Annotated in this window: 20 protein-coding genes; 8 read left to right on the top strand and 12 right to left on the bottom strand. The window is 66.2% G+C overall.

Annotation, left to right across the window (positions count from 1 at the left end; translation table 11 throughout):
- Window positions 1-14 precede the first annotated feature (14 nt).
- The 4 genes from G6N58_RS19295 to G6N58_RS19280 all read left to right on the top strand — a co-directional run bounded on the left by G6N58_RS19295 (window position 15) and on the right by G6N58_RS19280 (window position 2970).
- Window positions 15-407 (top strand): DUF5997 family protein, encoded by a 393-nt coding sequence (locus G6N58_RS19295; RefSeq protein ID WP_115277627.1) that lies wholly within the window; start codon window positions 15-17, stop codon window positions 405-407.
- 63 nt (window positions 408-470) lie between these two features.
- Window positions 471-794 carry a WXG100 family type VII secretion target gene (locus G6N58_RS19290; protein WP_115277628.1) on the top strand — a complete coding sequence of 108 codons (324 nt, stop codon included), beginning with the start codon at window positions 471-473 and terminating at the stop codon, window positions 792-794.
- Between the two features lie 23 nt (window positions 795-817).
- On the top strand, window positions 818-2647 hold the full coding sequence (locus G6N58_RS30565; protein ID WP_494337753.1) for an RNase A-like domain-containing protein: 1830 nt from the start codon (window positions 818-820) through the stop codon (window positions 2645-2647).
- Window positions 2644-2970: a contact-dependent growth inhibition system immunity protein gene (locus G6N58_RS19280; protein ID WP_115277629.1), complete on the top strand. Its 327-nt coding sequence runs from the start codon at window positions 2644-2646 to the stop codon at window positions 2968-2970. The genes G6N58_RS30565 and G6N58_RS19280 overlap by 4 nt, the downstream gene beginning before the upstream one ends.
- Window positions 2971-3361: 391 nt before the next feature.
- On the opposite strand, the gene G6N58_RS30490 is transcribed toward G6N58_RS19280, so the two are convergent.
- The 5 genes from G6N58_RS30490 to G6N58_RS19260 all read right to left on the bottom strand — a co-directional run bounded on the left by G6N58_RS30490 (window position 3362) and on the right by G6N58_RS19260 (window position 7456).
- Complete coding sequence (locus G6N58_RS30490; RefSeq protein WP_170314353.1) at window positions 3362-3526, bottom strand: hypothetical protein; 165 nt, start codon at window positions 3524-3526, stop codon at window positions 3362-3364.
- Window positions 3527-3574: 48 nt separating this feature from the next.
- Window positions 3575-5692: a class 1b ribonucleoside-diphosphate reductase subunit alpha gene (gene nrdE, locus G6N58_RS19275; protein ID WP_172545053.1), complete on the bottom strand. Its 2118-nt coding sequence runs from the start codon at window positions 5690-5692 to the stop codon at window positions 3575-3577.
- Window positions 5693-5724: 32 nt separating this feature from the next.
- Window positions 5725-6171: a class Ib ribonucleoside-diphosphate reductase assembly flavoprotein NrdI gene (gene nrdI, locus G6N58_RS19270; protein WP_068916219.1), complete on the bottom strand. Its 447-nt coding sequence runs from the start codon at window positions 6169-6171 to the stop codon at window positions 5725-5727.
- Window positions 6172-6206: 35 nt separating this feature from the next.
- A complete protein-coding gene (nrdH, locus tag G6N58_RS19265) occupies window positions 6207-6449 on the bottom strand; it encodes a glutaredoxin-like protein NrdH (protein ID WP_068916218.1) in 243 nt (80 codons plus the stop codon).
- A 449-nt stretch (window positions 6450-6898) separates the two neighbouring features.
- Window positions 6899-7456, bottom strand: coding sequence for an NAD(P)H-dependent oxidoreductase (locus G6N58_RS19260; RefSeq protein ID WP_115277632.1), 558 nt, complete (start codon window positions 7454-7456; stop codon window positions 6899-6901).
- An 86-nt stretch (window positions 7457-7542) separates the two neighbouring features.
- Here G6N58_RS19260 and G6N58_RS19255 point away from each other — a divergent pair, with 86 nt between their 5' ends.
- Genes G6N58_RS19255 through G6N58_RS19245 form a run of 3 tightly spaced genes read left to right on the top strand, consistent with a single transcriptional unit; the run spans window position 7543 to window position 10377 of the window.
- Window positions 7543-8148, top strand: coding sequence for a TetR/AcrR family transcriptional regulator (locus tag G6N58_RS19255; RefSeq protein ID WP_068916216.1), 606 nt, complete (start codon window positions 7543-7545; stop codon window positions 8146-8148).
- A gap of 4 nt (window positions 8149-8152) precedes the next feature.
- A complete protein-coding gene (locus G6N58_RS19250; protein ID WP_115277633.1) occupies window positions 8153-9187 on the top strand; it encodes a DNA polymerase IV in 1035 nt (344 codons plus the stop codon).
- Between the two features lie 38 nt (window positions 9188-9225).
- Window positions 9226-10377 (top strand): AAA family ATPase, encoded by a 1152-nt coding sequence (locus G6N58_RS19245; RefSeq protein WP_115277634.1) that lies wholly within the window; start codon window positions 9226-9228, stop codon window positions 10375-10377.
- Here G6N58_RS19245 and G6N58_RS19240 read toward each other — a convergent pair.
- Both G6N58_RS19240 and G6N58_RS19235 read right to left on the bottom strand, forming a co-directional pair.
- On the bottom strand, window positions 10343-11239 hold the full coding sequence (locus G6N58_RS19240; protein WP_115277635.1) for an SDR family oxidoreductase: 897 nt from the start codon (window positions 11237-11239) through the stop codon (window positions 10343-10345). The two genes, G6N58_RS19245 and G6N58_RS19240, sit on opposite strands and share 35 nt — an antisense overlap.
- Window positions 11240-11249: 10 nt before the next feature.
- The gene (locus G6N58_RS19235) at window positions 11250-11894 is read right to left on the bottom strand and encodes a TetR/AcrR family transcriptional regulator (RefSeq protein WP_179968222.1); all 645 of its coding nucleotides are present in this window, start codon (window positions 11892-11894) and stop codon (window positions 11250-11252) included.
- A gap of 117 nt (window positions 11895-12011) precedes the next feature.
- On the opposite strand from G6N58_RS19235, the gene G6N58_RS19230 reads away from it, so the two are divergent.
- Window positions 12012-13496, top strand: coding sequence for a cytochrome P450 (locus G6N58_RS19230; protein ID WP_068916211.1), 1485 nt, complete (start codon window positions 12012-12014; stop codon window positions 13494-13496).
- On the opposite strand, the gene G6N58_RS19225 is transcribed toward G6N58_RS19230, so the two are convergent.
- From G6N58_RS19225 to G6N58_RS19205, 5 genes are all read right to left on the bottom strand, one after another.
- Window positions 13490-13948 carry a homocitrate synthase gene (locus G6N58_RS19225; protein ID WP_115277636.1) on the bottom strand — a complete coding sequence of 153 codons (459 nt, stop codon included), beginning with the start codon at window positions 13946-13948 and terminating at the stop codon, window positions 13490-13492. The genes G6N58_RS19230 and G6N58_RS19225 overlap by 7 nt on opposite strands.
- A 163-nt stretch (window positions 13949-14111) precedes the next feature.
- Window positions 14112-15173 carry a phosphotransferase family protein gene (locus tag G6N58_RS19220; RefSeq protein WP_115277637.1) on the bottom strand — a complete coding sequence of 354 codons (1062 nt, stop codon included), beginning with the start codon at window positions 15171-15173 and terminating at the stop codon, window positions 14112-14114.
- 50 nt (window positions 15174-15223) lie between these two features.
- On the bottom strand, window positions 15224-16084 hold the full coding sequence (locus G6N58_RS19215) for an SDR family NAD(P)-dependent oxidoreductase (RefSeq protein WP_115277638.1): 861 nt from the start codon (window positions 16082-16084) through the stop codon (window positions 15224-15226).
- A complete protein-coding gene (gene poxB / locus G6N58_RS19210) occupies window positions 16081-17814 on the bottom strand; it encodes a ubiquinone-dependent pyruvate dehydrogenase (RefSeq protein WP_115277639.1) in 1734 nt (577 codons plus the stop codon). The genes G6N58_RS19215 and poxB overlap by 4 nt, the downstream gene beginning before the upstream one ends.
- Window positions 17815-17875: 61 nt before the next feature.
- Window positions 17876-18634: an SDR family NAD(P)-dependent oxidoreductase gene (locus G6N58_RS19205; RefSeq protein ID WP_115281409.1), complete on the bottom strand. Its 759-nt coding sequence runs from the start codon at window positions 18632-18634 to the stop codon at window positions 17876-17878.
- Window position 18635 lies beyond the last annotated feature (1 nt).

The following is an 18635-nucleotide window of genomic DNA, read 5'->3' as shown; positions in this document are numbered from 1 at the left end:
GATACGCTTGTCCCATGAGCAGGCCCGACGCCCAGTCCATGAAACCCGCCACCGCGGCCAAGAAGCTGGATGTGTACCTGCCCGCGACGCCCGCGGAATTCCAGGACAACGCCATCACCCGCGCTGAACTCGCCGCGCTGCAGGCCGATCCCCCGCAGTGGCTCAAAGACCTCCGCAAGAACGGGCCGCACCCGAAGAACCTGGTGGCAGCCAAACTGGGTGTCTCGATCTCCGGCCTGGCCCGCGGCGGGGTCGTGGACGCGCTGACCACCGAGCAGATCAACGCGCTGCTGGAGGAGAAGCCGGAGTGGCTGGTCGCCGAGCGGGAGAGCTACCAGAATGTGCTGCGTGACGAGCAGCGACTGAAGTCGCTGCGCGCGGATCGGGCGCGCGAACGCCAGAGGTGACTGGCGCAGTACCGCCGGCGTTGCTAAGCATGTAGCGGACGGCAACATGGATGGGGGTGCACTGTGGCGCTGAAGGTGAACATCGAGGACCTGGTGGCGTCCGGCGTGAAAGTCACCGGTCACGGCGAGGACGTGGCCATGAAGCACTGCACTGCCGACACCCGTATTGAGACCGCGCAGGGCGGGTGGCAGGGACGCTCGGCGGCCTCGCTGACCCTGCGAATGACCGAATGGTCCACCGCCACGACCACTCTGCTGACCCAGCTCAGCAACCACGCCCAAGGCTTGCACACCTGCGCGCAGGAGTTCTGCGCCATGGAGGAAAATCACGCCGAGGCGCTCGAAGCGCCTGGGCGACAGGCTGATTCCATCGCAACGCAGATGTAGCAGCCCCGGCCGTCACGCTCACCATCGCCGACATCGAACGGTGGGATGCGGGCGATGTCCGGGAGGTTTTCCACGCCGCCAGCAGCCGCGCTCAGGCGGTCCAGGACGCCGCTGACGGGATAGCCGAGCTACCCGCCTTCACCACGTGGGGCGGCGAGGCGGCGGAGGCTGCGAAGACCGCGATCGCCAAGACCCGCGCCGACCTTCAGGCTCACGGCGCGGAAGCCCTGGCGGTGGCCAACGCCGCCCGTATGGCCGCCGACGAGATCGACCGCATCAAGACCGGGCTCGCGTCCCTCAAGGCCGATGCCGCCGCCCTTGGCATGGAGATCGACCCGGTGTCCGGGCGCGTGGTTGCCGGCCCTGGCTTCACTGGCGACCCGATGGAGCTCATGCTCAAGCAGCAACAGCTGCAACCACGGGTTGACAAGCTGATCGGCGAAGCCAACCTGGTTGACATGGCCTTGGCGAACGCCATCGACACGGCCAGCGGCGCGACGCCGGCCCAGGCACCAGCCGGCACGCCCAGGGGTCTGGAAGACATGCTGGTACCGCCGGAAGCTCGCGAACCGACTGGCGCACCCAGCGAGATCCTCGCAGGCGCTACCACCGATCCTGCACAACCGGAGAACCTCGGCGACGCACTGACCGATGTCGCCGGACAACCGGTACCGACACCACCCAGTGCCGCGGACCGCATACTCGATGAGCTCACCGGTCAGCCCACAGACGACACTCCCTACACCCAGTCGCCGCTGGCCGGACCCATCGCAGCCGCCGACCCCTCCGCCTTCAATAGGCAACTCGCCAAAGTGCAGGCCGCCGAACAGAACGTGAAGGCCGCCCAGGCAGCGCTCGACGAAGCTGCCGCCGAAAACTACACGGCGGGCGCAGGCGGCGGCCCCAACCGGGGCGCCACGGACTTGCTGACGCAGAAGCTCTTCGACGCGCGCCGCGAGCTCACCGACCAGCGGCAGATCCTCGAGGATCTGAACATCGCCGTGACCGAATCCGGTGGCCAAAGCGTCAAGATCCCAGCGCTTCCCGAGAACGCCAACGTCCAGTCCCTCCCGCCCGAGCCATCGAAGCTGGCGGAGGCAAGCCGCGCACTCAGTGAGGGCAGCTTGGGCATCATCCCGGACTACGTCAAAACCGCTGACGTGCTCACCAATTGGGGCGAGCATTCAGGGGCCGAACAAACCCAGGCGGTCCTGGACGTTGCCGGCTCGCTCCCCCTCCCTGGCGGCAAGCTGGTCACCGAAGGACTCGAGCACGGCCTGGATGCCTTGGGAGCCGTCGGCCGTCACGCCGACGACATCCCCACCGACGTTCCTACCCCTCACGTCAGTGCTGATGATGTGCCGAGCAGTGCTGATATTCCGGATGTGGATGCGCCGGACACGCCGAATGTGCCCGATACGCCGGACATTTCGGCGGGCACCGCCGACGACATCGGATCTGTGGGTTCGTACGGTATCGAGGACACCAGTGCGCTGCTCACCGCCAGCGAGGCGTCCGGCGGGCATCTCATGGAGAGGCACGTCGGGCAGACCTTTGATGATCTCGCAGCCCGGTTGGATTCACGGCCGCGGATGGAGGCTGCATCGTCATTCCTTACACAGGAAGAGGCGGTGGCCGCAGTAAGCGACACCCTGCAGTCCAATCGACAGAAAATCAGCGATTGGCTTTCTACAGCACCTAAGCGCGAGCTCGAACTGGATGCGCCATTCAATGGAGGCGCAGTTCTACAACGCGGGAGTGACGAGGTGGTGCCTGCCAGCGCTGTTAGGGTCGTTTTGCGCGTTGACGGAAATGGAGGCTGGTACGTGCTGACGGGATACCCGAAACCATGAACGACGGATCAATCTCACCTGAGCTGTACACCTTCTTCGCTGCATACTTTCACCAGGACTGGGATCTAGAGGCTGAAGACTGGGAAGGAGTTGTCGATAATTACGTCGACGCGGATCCCGTTTCGGCGCCTTTGAGAGAATTGGCCAGCGAGATCGACAATCTGCGGGCGGCCCGTTCAGAGGAAGATCTTCGGACGTTTTTACTCAAAACCGTCGGAGTCTCCTACTTGCCCGACCCCCTCACATTCAAGCAGTGGCTGGATCAAATCGCCGCCCACTTACGTGACCGAGCTTCGGAGATTGAGCACAGCAACGAGGCCTGATAATTGCAATCGAGACGACCTAATGCAGAACTCGGGGCCGTGCTGACCGTCTGCACTCCTAGCATGTCGAACCAGGGGGGAACCTGTGCTGGAACCGGCCGTCGCGGCGCCGCTTTTGCTACTCATCGGCGTAGTCCTGCTGGCGGTCGGCATTCGCCGCCGCCGCGCGCACAATCGCTGGAGTCGCCACGACGATGCGCGGTTACTGCAACCGGGCAACAACGATGACCCAGATCGACCATCGCAGCCGCCGGGGCGCGGAACGGCATTCATCGTTGTCGGGGTCCTGGCACTCGCGCTCGGTGCGTCTCACGTCCTGGCGTACCTGGCCGCGTGGCGGACATCAATGTAGACAAGCAGTCTCGAAGCTTGACGGCAGTGAATATCGCGGCTACCGGTCGAACATGTTGTTGAGGCGATCAAAGAAGCGGTCGATGCGACGCTCCAGTTCCGAACCCTTGCCCCACTTCTCCCACACGTAGATCAGGGCGAAGATCGCTGCAACGATGCCGAAGACCAGAGCGGTGACCAGGCTGGCCTCGACGAAGTTCGACATGAGGTCATCATCGCGCGCAATGACGCCCGCGCCAGCGAATTGCCGCCGTCACAACATACAGCTGACGCAACCCTCCACCTCAGTGCCCTCCAGCGCCATCTGACGCAGCCGGATGTAGTACAGGGTCTTGATGCCTTTGCGCCAGGCGTAGATCTGCGCCTTGTTCACGTCGCGCGTGGTGGCGGTGTCCTTGAAGAACAGCGTCAGCGACAGGCCCTGATCCACATGCTGAGTCGCCGCGGCGTAGGTGTCGATGATCTTCTCGTAGCCGATCTCGTACGCATCCTGGTAGTACTCCAGGTTGTCGTTGGTCAGGTACGGCGCCGGGTAGTACACACGGCCGATCTTGCCCTCTTTGCGGATCTCGATCTTGCTCGCCACCGGGTGGATCGAGGACGTCGAGTGGTTGATGTAAGAGATGGACCCAGTGGGCGGCACCGCCTGCAGGTTCTGGTTGTAGATGCCGTGCTGCTGCACCGACTCCTTCAACCGCTTCCAGTCTTCCTGGGTCGGGATGCGAATCCCGGCGTCGGCGAAGATCTCCCGCACCCGGGCGGTGGCCGGCTCCCACACCTGGTCGGTGTACTTGTCGAAGAACTCCCCGGAGGCGTACTTGGAGTCCTTGAAGCCGCCGAAAGCCTTGCCCCGCTCGATCGCAATACGATTCGATGCCCGCAGCGCGTGGTAGAGCACGGTGTAGAAGTACATGTTGGTGAAGTCGACACCTTCCTCGGAGCCGTACATCACCCGCTCGCGCGCCAGGTACCCGTGCAGGTTCATCTGCCCCAGACCGATGGCGTGGGATTCGTTGTTGCCCTGCTCGATCGAGGGCACCGACGTGATCGAGGTCTGGTCGCTGACAGCGGTCAACGCCCGGATGGACACCTCGATGGTCTGCGCGAAATCCGGCGAGTCCATGGCCTTGGCGATGTTGAGCGAGCCCAGGTTGCACGAGATGTCCTTGCCCACCTTGGAATACGACAGATCGTCGTTGAACTCCGAGGGGGTGGACACCTGCAGGATCTCCGAGCACAGGTTGCTGTGGGTGATCTTGCCGGCGATGGGGTTGGCCCGGTTCACCGTGTCCTCGTACATGATGTACGGGTAGCCGGACTCGAACTGCAGCTCGGCCAGCGTCTGGAAGAACTCGCGCGCCTTGATCTTGGTCTTGCGGATCCGGCTGTCGTCGACCATCTCGTAGTACTTCTCGGTGACCGAGATGTCGGCGAACGGCACGCCGTACACGCGCTCGACGTCATACGGCGAGAACAGGTACATGTCCTCGTTCTTCTTGGCCAGCTCGAAGGTGATGTCAGGGATCACCACGCCCAGCGAGAGTGTCTTGATGCGGATCTTCTCGTCGGCGTTCTCGCGCTTGGTGTCCAGGAAGCGGTAGATGTCGGGATGGTGGGCGTGCAGGTACACCGCACCCGCACCCTGACGGGCCCCGAGCTGGTTGGCGTAGGAGAACGAGTCTTCCAGCAGCTTCATGATCGGGATGACGCCCGAGCTCTGGTTCTCGATGTTCTTGATCGGCGCGCCGTGCTCCCGGATGTTGGTGAGCAGCAGCGCAACTCCGCCGCCGCGCTTGGACAGCTGCAGCGCCGAGTTGATGGAGCGCCCGATGGACTCCATGTTGTCCTCGATGCGCAGCAGGAAGCAGGACACGGGCTCGCCGCGCTGCTTTTTGCCCGAGTTCAGGAAGGTCGGGGTGGCGGGCTGGAACCGGCCGTCGATGATCTCGTCGACGAGCTTCTCGGCCAGCACCGTGTCACCGGCGGCCAGCGTCAGCGACACCATCACCACACGGTCCTCGAAGCGCTCGAGGTAACGCTTGCCGTCAAACGTCTTCAGCGTGTAGCTGGTGTAGTACTTGAAGGCGCCCAGGAAGGTGGGGAACCGGAATTTCTTGGCGTAGGCCCGGTCCAGCAGGGCTTTGACGAAGTTGCGCGGGTACTGGTCGAGAACCTCGCGCTCGTAGTAGTTCTTCTCCACCAGGTAGTCGAGCTTCTCGTCCTGGCTGTGGAAGAACACCGTGTTCTGGTTGACGTGCTGCAGGAAGTACTGGTTGGCGGCTTCGCGATCCTTGTCGAACTGGATCTTGCCGTTCTTGTCGTACAGGTTGAGCATCGCGTTGAGCGCGTGGTAGTCCGTCTCACCCGGCAGGGCGTGCACAGCGGTTTCGGGTTCGGCGGTGGTCACGGCTGCAGACACGTCTGTTCCTTCCAGAAGTTTTCCAGGCCATCCCGGACGGCGAAAACGTCATCCGTGGTGCCCATGAGTTCAAAGCGATAGAGGTACGGCACGGAACACTTACGCGAGACCACAGTGCCCGCGTAACCGAACTCGGCGCCGAAGTTGGTGTTGCCCGCGGCGATGACGCCCCGGATCAGCGCGCGGTTGTGCTCGTTGTTCAGGAAAGCGATCACCTGCTTGGGGACGTATCCCCCGGCGTCGGGATCGGGGCCGTTGGCATGCCCGCCCCCGTAGGTGGGCAGCACCAGCACGTAGGGATGCTCCACCTGGATGCGCTCGCGCAGTGGGATCCGGATGGCGGGCAGTTCGAGCTTCTGGACGAAACGGTGGGTGTTCTCCGACACGCTGGAGAAGTAGACGAGATGGGGCTCGACGTGGTGGTCGACCATCTCGATCTCCTCTTTACTGTGTCCGATGAACTTTGTCAGGCGGTAGCGGCCGTCGCTCCGGTGAGCGCCTTGATGCGGTCCGGCCGGAAGCCCGACCAGTGCTCGTTTCCGGCGACGACTACCGGAGCCTGCAGGTAGCCCAGCGCCATCACGTAGTCACGCGCGTCGGAGTCCACCGAGATGTCGACGATGGTGTATTCCACGCCCTGCTTGTCCAGCGCCTTGTAGGTGGCATTGCACTGAACACACGCCGGCTTGGTGTACACGGTGACGCTCATATTCGTCGACTCCCTCGATCTCGTACTTGACAGCCAGCGAAGCTGGTGCGGATATGTGTTCAGGCAGCGCTCACTACTGTTCAGCAGACCGCCGGTCCCGGAAATTCCGGACGCCTACCGCGGGCGCACTCCGTACGGGACGGGGTGGATGTTGCCCTCCGGCGGACCTCTGGAGCTTGTGGCCTGTCGGCTCGTCAGACACTACACCTAGTGGCCGACATTGAGAACAGATACAAGATGTTCTGAACAACATTCATGAAATTCCCTGGTCGTAACTGCTGGACGCGGGTTTCCGACGGCGTGTCGCGCCACGCGCGCCGGGTCCGCTCCGTATGTCGCCCCCATGTGTAGCAGCCACCACCGACAAGCAGGACGACGACACATACCACAGCAAAGCCGCCGGCAGGTCTTTTCAGACCCGCCGGCGGCTTCGTGTCGCGTTCGGAGTGTCAGCTGATCTCGGCGACCAGTTTCTCCACGACGTCGCGCAGTTGCGCCACCACGTCGGCGCTCTCCTGAGGGTGTTTGCCGTCGAGGTTCGTCGCGGGAATCGAGAGCGCGATCGACTCCACCACCGTCATCCCGGCAATCCCGATGGACTTGCGGGTCTCGTCGTGTGCCCACACACCGCCGTACTGACCCAGCGCGCTGCCGATCACCGCCGCCGGCTTGTCCTTCAATGCGCCCTGGCCGTACGGCCGAGACACCCAGTCGATGGCGTTCTTGAGCACACCCGGGATGGTGCCGTTGTACTCGGGCGTGATGAACAGCGTGGCGTCGGCCGCCGCGGCCGCGTCCCGGAACGCCCGTACCGGCTCGGGTACCGGATCGACGTCGATGTCCTCGTTGTAGAAGGGCAGCTCGCCCAGCCGGTCGAACAGGTTCAACTGCACGCCGGCCGGCGCGTTGGCGATGGCGACCTCGGCCAACTGACGATTCACCGACTCCGCCCGCAGGCTTCCCACCAGCACCAGCACATTCACGGTCGTGGACTCCGTCTCAGCCATAACCCGTCCTTCCTGTCTCGTTGCATGACTCTCTCCATTAAACCGGACCACGGTCCGAATTGTTCCCTCTGGGCTACAGTTCAGACATGAGCACTGTGGAGTTCCCCGGCTCGCTGCCGGTGACGAACACCCCGCAGGAACGCGGCGACGCAGCTCGCAATCGCCTGCTACTGCTCGATGCCGCTCGCCGACTCATCGCCGAACGGGGCGCCGACGCCGTCACGATGGACGACATCGCCGCGGCGGCCGGGGTCGGAAAGGGCACGGTGTTCCGGCGCTTCGGCAGCCGGGCCGGACTGATGATGGTGCTGCTCGACGAAGACGAAAAGGCGGCTCAAGAGGCATTCCTCTTCGGCCCCCCGCCGCTGGGTCCAGGCGCCGCGCCGCTGGAGCGCCTCCTGGCCTACGGCCGCGCCCGCCTGGAGTTCGTCCACACCCACCACGGACTGCTGTCCGATGCCGCGCGCGATCCGCAGACCCGCTTCAACGCGCCGTTCACCCTGCAGCGCACGCACATCCGGATGCTGCTCGGCGCCGCGGGCACCACAGGTGACCTCGACGCTCAGGCGGATGCATTGCTGGCGCTGATGGACGCGGATTACGTCCACCACCAACTGGTCGACCACGCCAAGACCCTCCAGATGCTCGGCGACGCCTGGGAGGACGTGGCCCGCAAGCTCTGCGGACACTGACCTCATGACCCCGCGTTGGGTGCTGCACGTCGACCTCGACCAGTTCCTGGCCTCGGTGGAGCTGCGCCGGCGTCCAGATCTGACGGGCCTGCCGGTGATCGTGGGCGGCAACGGCGATCCTGCGGAGCCGCGCAAGGTCGTCACCTGCGCCTCCTACGAGGCGCGCGAATTCGGCGTGCACGCGGGGATGCCCTTGCGCGCCGCAGCCCGGCGCTGCCCCGACGCCACTTTCCTGCCGTCGGATCCTGACGCCTACGACGCCGCGTCCGAGCAGGTGATGGCGCTGCTGCGCGACCTCGGGCACCCCGTGGAGGTCTGGGGGTGGGACGAGGCTTACCTGGGCGCCGACGTCGACGATCCCGTGCCGCTGGCCGAGCAGATCCGCACGGTGATCGCCGCCGAGACCGGGCTGTCGTGTTCGGTGGGCATCAGCGACAACAAGCAACGTGCGAAGGTGGCCACCGGTTTCGCCAAGCCGGCCGGGATCTTCACCCTGACGGACGCCAACTGGATGCCGGTGATGGGTGACCGTCCCGTCGACGCCCTCTGGGGTGTGGGTCCCAAGACCACGAAAAGACTGGCCGGCCTTGGCATCAACACGGTGTCGCAGCTCGCGGTCACAGACGCGGCTGTGCTGACCGACACCTTCGGCCCCACCACCGGACTGTGGATCCTGCTGCTGGCCAGAGGCGGAGGCGACGACGACGTTCGCGCCGAACCGTGGGTCCCCCGCTCCCGCAGTCATGTGGTGACCTTCCCCGCCGACCTGACCGACGTCGACGACATCGCCGCGGCGGTGGCACAGTTGGCGGACGCCACCACTGACGAGGTGGTCGCGGCGGGTCGCGTGGTCACCAGGGTGGCCGTCACCGTGCGCACCAGCACCTTCCACACCCGCACCAAGATCCGCACGCTGCCGGCGCCCAGCGTGGACAAACACCTGATCGGCCAGACCGCCGGCACACTGCTGGCCCAGTTCCCGCTGGACCGGCCGACCCGACTGGTCGGGGTGCGCCTGGAACTGCAGATGCCTCCGTAGGGTGCGGGACTGTCAGAGACGCCGACTACGTTGACGCCATGTTGCAGATCGTGGCGATCCGCGGATATCGGTCCCTGCGGGACATCGTGGTTCCCCTGCGTCAGTTGACCGTCGTCACCGGCGCCAACGGCACCGGGAAGTCGTCGCTGTACCGCGCCCTGAAACTGCTGGCCGACTGCGGTCGCGGCGACGTCGTCGGGTCGCTGGCACGCGAGGGCGGGTTGCAGTCCGCGCTGTGGGCCGGGCCGGAGAACACCGCAGCAGCCCGTCGCACCGGGACGGTGCAGGGCACCACCCGCACCCGGTCGGTGTCTCTCGAAATGGGTTATGCCGCTGATGACTTCGGCTATCTGGTGGACCTGGGCCTGCCCCAGATGGCCGGCATCAAGTCGGTGTTCACCCGCGATCCGGAGATCAAGCGTGAGGCGGTGTTCGTCGGGGCCGCTCCGCGCCCCAACAGCACACTGGTGCGCCGCGGCGGGCCGCTGGCCGAGACCCGGGCCGCATCGGGACGAGGGTTCGATGTGCTGACCAAGAGCCTGCCCACCTATCACAGCGTGCTGTCGGAGTTCACGCACCCCGGCGAGCTCCCCGAAGTGGCGGCGGTACGAGATCGATTGCGGTCCTGGCGTTTCTACGACGGCTTCCGGGTCGACTCGGCTGCCCCCGCCCGCCGCGCACACATCGGTACCCGCACACCGGTGCTCGCCGATGACGGCGGTGATCTGGCCGCGGCGGTCCAGACCATCATCGAAGCGGGCTTCGGTGACTTCGCCGCAGCCGTGGCCGATGCGTTCAACGGCGCCACGGTCTCGGTCACCGTCACCGACGGGCTCTTCGACCTCGCGGTGCAGCAGACCGGAATGCTCCGGCCGCTGCGGGCCGCTGAACTCTCCGACGGCACCCTGCGGTTCCTGTTGTGGGCGGCGGCGCTGCTGAGCCCACAACCCCCGTCGCTGATGGTTCTCAATGAACCGGAGACGTCCCTGCATCCCGACCTCGTGCGTCCGTTGGCCGACCTGATCAACGCGGCGGCCCGTCAGACCCAGGTTCTGGTGGTCACGCACTCCACGACGTTGCTGCAGTATCTCGACAGCACCCCGGTGGAACTCGTCAAAGACGTCGGCGAGACCCTGATCACCGGTCAGACGCAGCTCACTGCTCCGGCCTGGGATTGGGGTAAGCGTTGAGCGCGGGGGCGGTGGCCGGTTTGAGCACCCGGGTGAACAGCGAATTCACCTGGCGCATTGCGAGACTGTAGGGCCACCAGGCCACCCGCTTGAACATGTACAACGCGCGGATATCGGGTGAGGTGTACACCAGGAATCGATTCTTCCTGACGCCCACCAGGATTCGCTCGGCCACGTGCTCCGGGGACACCGCGTGGCCGGAGAATCGGTTCACCCAGGGCGCCACCTTCGGGTGGTCCTTGTCCACCCCGGCGATCTGCACCGTGTCGACCAGCGGGGTGCGCACCGCACCCGGCACCACCACCGACACCCCGATGCGGTACTTCGCCAGGTCGAACCGCAGCACCTCGGACAACCCGCGCAGGCCGTACTTGCTGGCGCTGTAGGCCGCGTGCCACGGCAAAGCCACCAGCCCGGCCGCCGAGGAGACGTTCACCAGGTGCCCGCCGCGCTTGGCGGCCACCATGGGTGGCACAAAGGTCTCGATGACGTGCACCGGGCCCATCAGGTTGATGTCGATCATCGACCGCCACTGCTGATGACTGAGCCGGTCGACGGTCCCCCAGGCCGAGACGCCGGCGATGTTGAACACCGCGTCCATGGCCGGGTGCGCGGCGTGGATCTCGGCGGCAAAGGCAGCCACCGCGTCGTAATCGGAGATGTCGAGGGCCCGGTGGGCCCGCACCTGCCCGCCGAGCGCGCGGACGTCGGACACCGTCTGGGTCAGACCTTCGGCATTGCGGTCGGTCAGGTACAGTTCGGCGCCCTCAGCCGCCAGCCGCAGGGCGGTGGCGCGGCCGATCCCACTGGCCGCTCCGGTCAGGAAACAACGCTTGCCAGAGAAGCCGGAGAATTTCGCCATGGTGGCGACCCTACCGAGGCTCGCCGCTCCAGAAGCTGTGCAGCCACAGCTGCTCGAGCACTGCCACACCCTGCTGCAGGTCGCCGTCGGGCCCGAGGAACGTCGAGTCGCCCGAGAGCATCCACGCCGTGGTCGCGCCCAGCGTGCGCACCAGCATCGGGACGTCGTCGCTGATCGGATTGGCGGTGCCGGCGGCGACTTCGGCCGAGATGTTGGCGACGATCTGGTTGATGATGGTGTCGATCTGCGCATCCAGGATCTTGCGGATCTCGGCATCGGCATTGCGGGCCAGGTTGCACGCCGCCATCACCGGGTCGTTGTGGGCGAAGACCACCACGGCACTGCCGACCATCCGCTTGGCGTAAGCCGCAGGCGTCTCCGCTGCGCCCCGCGGAGCAAAGAAGTGGGTCAGCTCTTCCAGCTCCTGGGTGGCCTCGGCGAGGATCTGGGCCAGCACCGCGTACTTGGTATCGAAGTAGAAGTAGAAGCCGGACCGGGCCACCCCGGCTCGGTCGCTGATGGTGCTCACCGACAGATCGGCGAACTGGGTCTCCTCGAGCAGCTCCCGCACGGCGTTGACGATGGCCTGGCGCTGCCGATCGCCGCGCCTGCGTGGTACCGATTCGCCCTGATCGGACTGCTGAGGAACACTCACCGTCTAACCATGCACCACACGCGCGCACTTGCGAAACTTGACAGGCGTCAAGATTGGCGTTGAAGATGTGATGAGTGGCTCACGCCACATCGGATCGACGCTTCTCGAGGAGTGCTCATGCCAGCCACCATCAACACTTCCGACTACCTGATCGACCAGGCCAAGCGCCGCTTGACGCCCACGCTGAACAACATGCCCGGACTGGGCACGGTGGAGAAGCGGCTGCGCGATCACGACTTCAAGCAGTTCGTTCTCGCCGAGCCGCCGGCGGGCAGCGACCTCAAGCCGGTGATGGGCGACTCGGGCGTGCCGATCCTGGGGCACATGATCGAGACGTTCCGCGGCGGCCCGGAGTACCTGCTGCAGGTGTACAAGAAGTTCGGCCCCCTGCACTACGCCTACTCCCCGGCTCTGCCCGCCGTCGTGGCACTCGGACCCGACGCCACCCAGGCGGTGTTCTCCAACCGCAACAAGGACTTCTCGCAGAAGGGCTGGGATCCGGTCATCGGCCCGTTCTTCAACCGCGGCCTGATGATGCTCGATTTCGAAGAGCACATGTTCCACCGCCGGATCATGCAAGAGGCGTTCACCCGCTCCCGGCTGTCCGGGTACGTCGAGCACATCGACAAGGTGGCCTCGCACGTCATCGCCAACGACTGGGTGGAGAACGATCCGCGCTTCCTGTTCTACCCGGCGGTCAAGGAACTGACGCTCGACATCGCGTCGGTGGTGTTCATGGGCCACGAACCGGGCAGCGACAAAGAACTGGTGACCAAGGTCAACGACGCCTTCACCATGACCACCCGCGCCGGCGGCGCCATCATCCGCACTCCGCTGCCGCCGTTCAAGTGGTGGCGCGGGCTGCAGGCACGCAAGGTGCTCGACACCTACTTCGAGGAGCGGGTCAAAGAACGGCGCCGGTCCGAGGGCACCGACATGCTCACGGTGTTGTGCCACACCGAGGACGAAGACGGCAACAGCTTCAGCGATCAGGACATCGTGAACCACATGATCTTCCTGATGATGGCCGCGCACGACACATCGACGTCGACGCTGACCACCATGGCCTACCACCTGGCCGCCAACCAGGACTGGCAGGACCGGTGCCGCGATGAATGCGACCGCCTCGGCGACGGACCGCTGGACATCGAGGCTCTGGACAAGCTCGAGACCCTGGATCTGGTCATCAACGAGTCGTTGCGCCTGGTGACCCCGCTGCCATTCAACGTGCGTTCGACGGTGCGCGACACCGAACTGCTGGGCCATTTCATCCCGGCCAACACCAACATCGTCACCTGGCCGTCGGTCAATCACCACCTGCCCGAGCTGTGGACGGACCCGGAGAAGTTCGACCCGGACCGCTTCGCTGAACCGCGCAACGAGCACAAGCAGCACCGCTACGCGTTCGCCCCGTTCGGCGGCGGAGCCCACAAGTGCATCGGCATGGTGTTCGGCCAGCTCGAGATCAAGACCGTGATGCACCGCCTGCTGCGGCGCTACCGCCTGGAGCCGCCGCGCCCGGGTTACCGGTCCCGGCTGGACTACGGCGGCATGCCGGTGCCCATGGACGGCATGCCGATCACCTTGCGGCCGCTCTACTGAGCCAGCCGGTTGGCGCAGGCGATCACGGCCCGCAACGCCGACTGGGTGCCGTCCTCGGCCCACGCCATCGCCCACGCGTCCGCAGTGCCGTCGGTGCCGCGGATGAAGGTAACGGTGTCCCGCCCCATCTGCACCTGGTGGAAGTTCAGCATCTCCATCCCCAGCTGGTGCTGGTAGAGCATGTCGGTGAGGGCCGCGATCGGCGCGGCGGCCGTCGCCGACCACAGTCCCATGGTGTCGCCGTAGCGGACGGTGGCGCAGAACCGGCGCACCTGCGGCCCGGAGCGCCGCAAGGGATGGGCGCCCTGCCAGCCGATCAGCTCCAGTGGCCCTGAGGTGGGCCCGTAGGCAGCCAGGAAGTCGGGCCAGGACATGTCCTGGGCGCGCTCCCGTAGACCGCGCGGCAGCGGCGTGAGGGTGGTGGCGATGCTTGTCAGTGTGGGAGTGCTCATGAACCGGTCTTCTCGACTCGAGGGAGGCGACCGACGGTAGCGTCCGACCCACAGCGGGGGGTCGGTCTGGATCAGACCCCGCTGCGGGGAGCTACTACGAGAATCACGCGCACGTCAGCGACAGTAGCGGCCCGCGGCGGGCGCGCGCAACCATTTTCGGCGGTCAGCGGAACGGGTGATCGCCGGTGGCCACCTGACCGCCGAGCCGGATCAGGTTGGCGGCGTTGTCGTGCAAACGTTCCCCGGCTTCGCGGTGCGCCATCCCGGCCAGGTAGCGCGCATAGGTGCCCTCGATGACGATCGCGAGTTTGAAACACGCCATCGCGATGTACCAGTGCAGGTGGGCCGGTTCCCGGCCGCCCGCCCCGCGGTAGGCCTCGACGAGCTCGGCGCGATCGGGCAGTCCCCCCAGTGCTGCCAGTTCCGAGCCGGCATTGATGGGATCGGGATCGTGCGGCCAACAGACCAGGACCCACCCGAGGTCGAGCAGCGGGTCGCCGATGGTGCACATCTCCCAGTCCACGAACGCCGCCACCTCGGGAACCTCCCGTCGCAGCAGGACGTTGTTGAGGTGGGCGTCGCCGTGCATGATGCCCGGCTCGCCGTCGGGGGGTCGGTGGTCGGTCAGCCACTGCGCCAATTCGCCTACCGCGGGCAGTGATTCGGGTGAGTAGCCGCCGAGCGCGCGGTAGCCGTCCAGCAGCTTCAGGAAGCCGGGGACCTGCCGGCTCAGAAAGGAACCGGGTCGTTTCAGTGCCTGCAGCGGCAGGTCACGCCAGCGGGCCCGGCCCAGCCGGGCCAGCGCACCGGCGTAGTTCAGGCCCACCCGGTGGCGCATCCCGGCGTCGCGGCTGTAGGCGGGCGCCACCTCGGCGCCGGGGTTGAACCCGTCGACATCTTCCATCAGGTAGAACACCACGCCGAGGACGTCGAGATCTTCGCAGCTGCGGATGAGCCTGGGGTGCGGTACGTCGCTGCCTGCCAACGTGCTCAGCACGGCGATCTCGCGTTGCATGGTGCGGTTGCTGTTGGGGCGCGGGTGCAGGGGCGGGCGGCGCAGCACCAGGCTCCGGTCATCGATTGTCAACCGCACCACGATGTTCTGGGTGCCGCCGGTCAGTGGTTCGACGCCGGTGACCCCGGAACCGATGCACTGCGCCCGGACCCAGTTGTCCAGGGCGTCGACCTCGCGGTCGGTCAGAGTGTCACTCGACGTCTGGGTCACGTCTCTTTCTTACGTGAGACCACACGCCAGAGTCACCGAAAGCACAAAAGTCAGCGCATTACAGCGGGGTGCGGCACCCGCGGTGAGCCCAGCATGTCGCGGTGGGAGCGCGGGCGGCGACCGCCTTCGTCGGTGATGCCGTATCGCTGTGCCAGCTCTGCTCCGATGACGGTCTGTCCGCTCAACTCGGCGAGTTCGGGATCACGGTGCAGGGCGTCGATCAGGCGCCCGGTGAATTCCGGCGTCTCGGCGTGCTGGGCGAATTCGGTGAGGCCGTCCGGGTTTCCGTCGAAGGCCCGGCGCATCTTCTCGGTCAGCAGGATGCCCATCCAGATGGAGAGCACCGCGACGCCGGTGCCGCGGAAGTCCACGGCCATGTCCGCCGCCAGTTTGTCCACTCCCGCCTTCTGCGCGCCGTAGGCGGGGCCGTGCATGTAGCACACCGAACCCGGCGACGAGGTGAACACGATCAGCCCGCTGCCCTGCGCCACCATCATCGGCGCCGCGTGCCAGGACGCGACATAGGCCGACCGCAGACCCACATTTAGAACGTCGGCCACGTCGATCGGCTTCTCCCAGAAGGGCTCCGGATCGGTGAGCCGGGGATGCAGTGCGGCGGCGTTGTTCACCAGCAGGTCCAACCGCCCCGCCTCGGCAGCCACCTGCCCGAACAACGCAGCCACCGCGGCGTCGTCGCCATGATCCACCCGCACCGGCACCCCGAGACCGCCGGCGTCCGAAACCTCTTGCGCGGCAGCCTCGATGGTGGTGCGCCGCCCGGAACCGGCGTCGCTGCGACCGGTGACGTAGACCTGCCAGCCGGCGGCCCCCAGCGCTGCGGCGATGCCGCGCCCGGCGCCGCGGCTGGCCCCGGTGACGATCGCCGTCTTCCTCGGCGTGGACACCGTCAGTCCAGCAGCCGGCGCGCCACGTTGGTGCTCACCAGGTCCAGCAGCTCGTCGGCGCGCCCGGCCAGGATGGTCCGAATGGCATACAGGGAGAAGCCCTTTGCCTGCTCCACGGTGATCGCGGGCGGGATCGACAATTCCTGACGGGCGGTCACCACATCGATGACGGCAGGCCCGGGATGGGCGAAGGCGTCCCGCAGCGCGGCTTCGAGATCCCCGGGCTGTTCCACCCGCCTGCCGAACATCCCCATCGCCTGCGCCACGGCGGCGAAGTTCGGATTCTCCAGCTCGGTCCCGAAATTCACGATCCCGGCGGCCTTCATCTCGAGTTCGACGAAGTTCAGCGACGAGTTGTTGAACACCACCACCTTGACCGGCAACTTGTTCTGCATCAGCGTGATCAGTTCACCGAACAGCATGGTCAGGCCGCCGTCGCCGGCGAACGCCACCACCTGCCGGCCGCGGTCGGGGGTCTGGGCGCCGATGGCCAGTGGCAGGGCGCAGGCCATGGTGCCGTGATTGAACGAGCCCAGCAGGCGCCTGCGGCCGTTCATCTGCAGGTAGCGGGCCGCCCACACCACCGGCGAACCCACGTCCACGGTGAACACCGCGTCCTCGGTCGCCATCCGGCTGGCAAGTGCGGCAAGGTATTCCGGCCTGATCGGGGCCTTGTCGCGGTCGTTGACCGCCAGGGCGTCCAGGGACTTGCGGGTCTTGGTGTAGTGGTGCAGGCACCGTTGCAGGTGTGCGCCGTCGGACTTGCGCGTCACCATTGGTTGCAGGGCGGCGAGGGTGTCGCCGACATCACCGACCAGGGCGACGTCCACCGGCGTGCGGCGCCCGATGTGGCGGCCCCGGATGTCCACCTGGATCACGGTGGCGCCCTCGGGGTAGAACTGGGGGTACGGGAAGTCCGTCCCCAGCATCAGCAGGACATCGGCCTCCTTGATGGCCTTGTACCCCGAAGCGAAGCCCAGCAGCCCCGTCATGCCGACGTCATAGGGGTTGTCGTACTCCACGAACTCCTTGCCGCGCAGTGCATGAACGATCGGCGCCTGCAGCGTCTCGGCCAGCTGGATCAGCGCGGCGTGCGAACCCGCCACTCCGGCCCCGGCCAAGATGGTGACGTTGGTGGCGGCGTCGAGAACGGCCGCGGCCTGGGTGAGGGCGGTGTCGTCCGGGCGCACCACCGACTGGGTGGGAAGAATCGCGGTGCTCCACGGCGATTCCTCGGCTTTGGCGGTGAACACCTCACCCGGCACCACCACCACCGCCACGCCGTTCTCCTCCACGGCAGCGCGCATCGCCATGGCCAGGATGCGCGGCAGCATCTCCGGCGTGCTCACCAGTTCGCAGTACACGCTGCAGTCTTTGAACAGTTCCTGCGGGTGCGTCTCCTGGAAGTACTCCGAGCCGATCTCGGTGCGCGGAATGTGGGCGGCCAGGGCCAGTACCGGGACCCGGCTGCGCTGCGCGTCGTACAGCCCGTTGATCAGGTGGAGGTTTCCCGGGCCGCAACTGCCCGCACACACGGCCAGCTGCCCGCTCAACGCAGCGTCGGCCGCGGCGGCGAAGGCGGCGGCCTCTTCGTGGCGAACGTGTTCCCAGGTGAAGTCGGGTGCGCGGCGGATCGCGTCGGTCAGACCGTTGAGACTGTCGCCGGGCAGGCCGTAGACCCGTTGCACCCCGCTGCGCTGCAACACGGAGATGACATGATCGGCAACCGTCGTCATCGCAAAACTCCTCACTGGTGTCCCCTACCCCGGACGCCAGCGTATCGGCCCCGTTGACTTCCTACCTGGGTGCGAAGCGCTGCCCGGCGTCCAGCCGCAGGCACTGTCCGTTGAGCATCGGGTTGTCGACGATGGCGGCGACCAGCTTGGCGTACTCCTGCGGCCGGCCCAACCGTTTGGGGAACGCCGCATCCTTGGTCAGAGCGGCGGCGAACTCATCGGGGATGCCCTTGGTGAGACCGGTGGCGAACAGGCTGGGCGCGATCGCCAGCACCCGAACGCCGATCGAGCCCAGATCGCGCGCCATCGTCAGACACATCCCGGCGATGCCGGCTTTGGCCGCGGTGTAGGCCACCTGCCCGATCTGACCTTCGAAGGCGGCGATCGAGGCGGTGTTGATGATGACGCCCCGCTCCTCGTCCTCGGGTTCGTTGTCGGCCATGTGGGCAGCTGCCAACCGGCTGATGTTGAACGTGGCGACGAGGTTCAGGTCGATGATGCTGCGGAACGAGGCGAGGCTGTGCACCCCGTTCTTGCCCACGGTGCGCTCGGCGATGCCGCCGCCGGCGGTGGTGACGATGACGTGCAACCCGCCTAGTTGCTCGACGGCGGCGGCCAGCGTCGCCTCGGTGCTATCGAAATCGGTGACGTCGACGGGGTGGAACGTGCCACCGAAGGCTTCGGCGACGTCTTTGCCCTCGGAGCCCTCCCGGTCCAGGATCGCGACGGAAGCCCCTCGGGCCGCGAGCAGCTCCGCCGATGCCCGGCCCATGCCCGACGCTCCCCCGACGACGATCGCCTTCTTGCCACCGATCTCCATG

It is taken from the genome of Mycolicibacterium tokaiense (genome assembly GCF_010725885.1).
GTDB lineage: Bacteria > Actinomycetota > Actinomycetes > Mycobacteriales > Mycobacteriaceae > Mycobacterium > Mycobacterium tokaiense.
This window is presented reverse-complemented; position numbering and strand designations above follow the sequence as displayed.

Coding starts and splice junctions, on each gene's coding strand:
- nrdH (WP_068916218.1), bottom strand. CDS start 6,449: ATGAGCGTCACCGTGTACACCAAGCCGGCGTGTGTTCAGTGCAATGCC.
- nrdI (WP_068916219.1), bottom strand. CDS start 6,171: ATGGTCGACCACCACGTCGAGCCCCATCTCGTCTACTTCTCCAGCGTG.
- poxB (WP_115277639.1), bottom strand. CDS start 17,814: ATGACGACGGTTGCCGATCATGTCATCTCCGTGTTGCAGCGCAGCGGG.
- G6N58_RS19225 (WP_115277636.1), bottom strand. CDS start 13,948: ATGAGCACTCCCACACTGACAAGCATCGCCACCACCCTCACGCCGCTG.
- G6N58_RS19245 (WP_115277634.1), top strand. CDS start 9,226: ATGTTGCAGATCGTGGCGATCCGCGGATATCGGTCCCTGCGGGACATC.
- G6N58_RS19205 (WP_115281409.1), bottom strand. CDS start 18,634: ATGGAGATCGGTGGCAAGAAGGCGATCGTCGTCGGGGGAGCGTCGGGC.
- G6N58_RS19255 (WP_068916216.1), top strand. CDS start 7,543: ATGAGCACTGTGGAGTTCCCCGGCTCGCTGCCGGTGACGAACACCCCG.
- G6N58_RS19240 (WP_115277635.1), bottom strand. CDS start 11,239: ATGGCGAAATTCTCCGGCTTCTCTGGCAAGCGTTGTTTCCTGACCGGA.
- G6N58_RS19230 (WP_068916211.1), top strand. CDS start 12,012: ATGCCAGCCACCATCAACACTTCCGACTACCTGATCGACCAGGCCAAG.
- G6N58_RS19260 (WP_115277632.1), bottom strand. CDS start 7,456: ATGGCTGAGACGGAGTCCACGACCGTGAATGTGCTGGTGCTGGTGGGA.
- G6N58_RS19250 (WP_115277633.1), top strand. CDS start 8,153: ATGACCCCGCGTTGGGTGCTGCACGTCGACCTCGACCAGTTCCTGGCC.
- G6N58_RS19295 (WP_115277627.1), top strand. CDS start 15: ATGAGCAGGCCCGACGCCCAGTCCATGAAACCCGCCACCGCGGCCAAG.
- G6N58_RS30490 (WP_170314353.1), bottom strand. CDS start 3,526: ATGTCGAACTTCGTCGAGGCCAGCCTGGTCACCGCTCTGGTCTTCGGC.
- G6N58_RS19280 (WP_115277629.1), top strand. CDS start 2,644: ATGAACGACGGATCAATCTCACCTGAGCTGTACACCTTCTTCGCTGCA.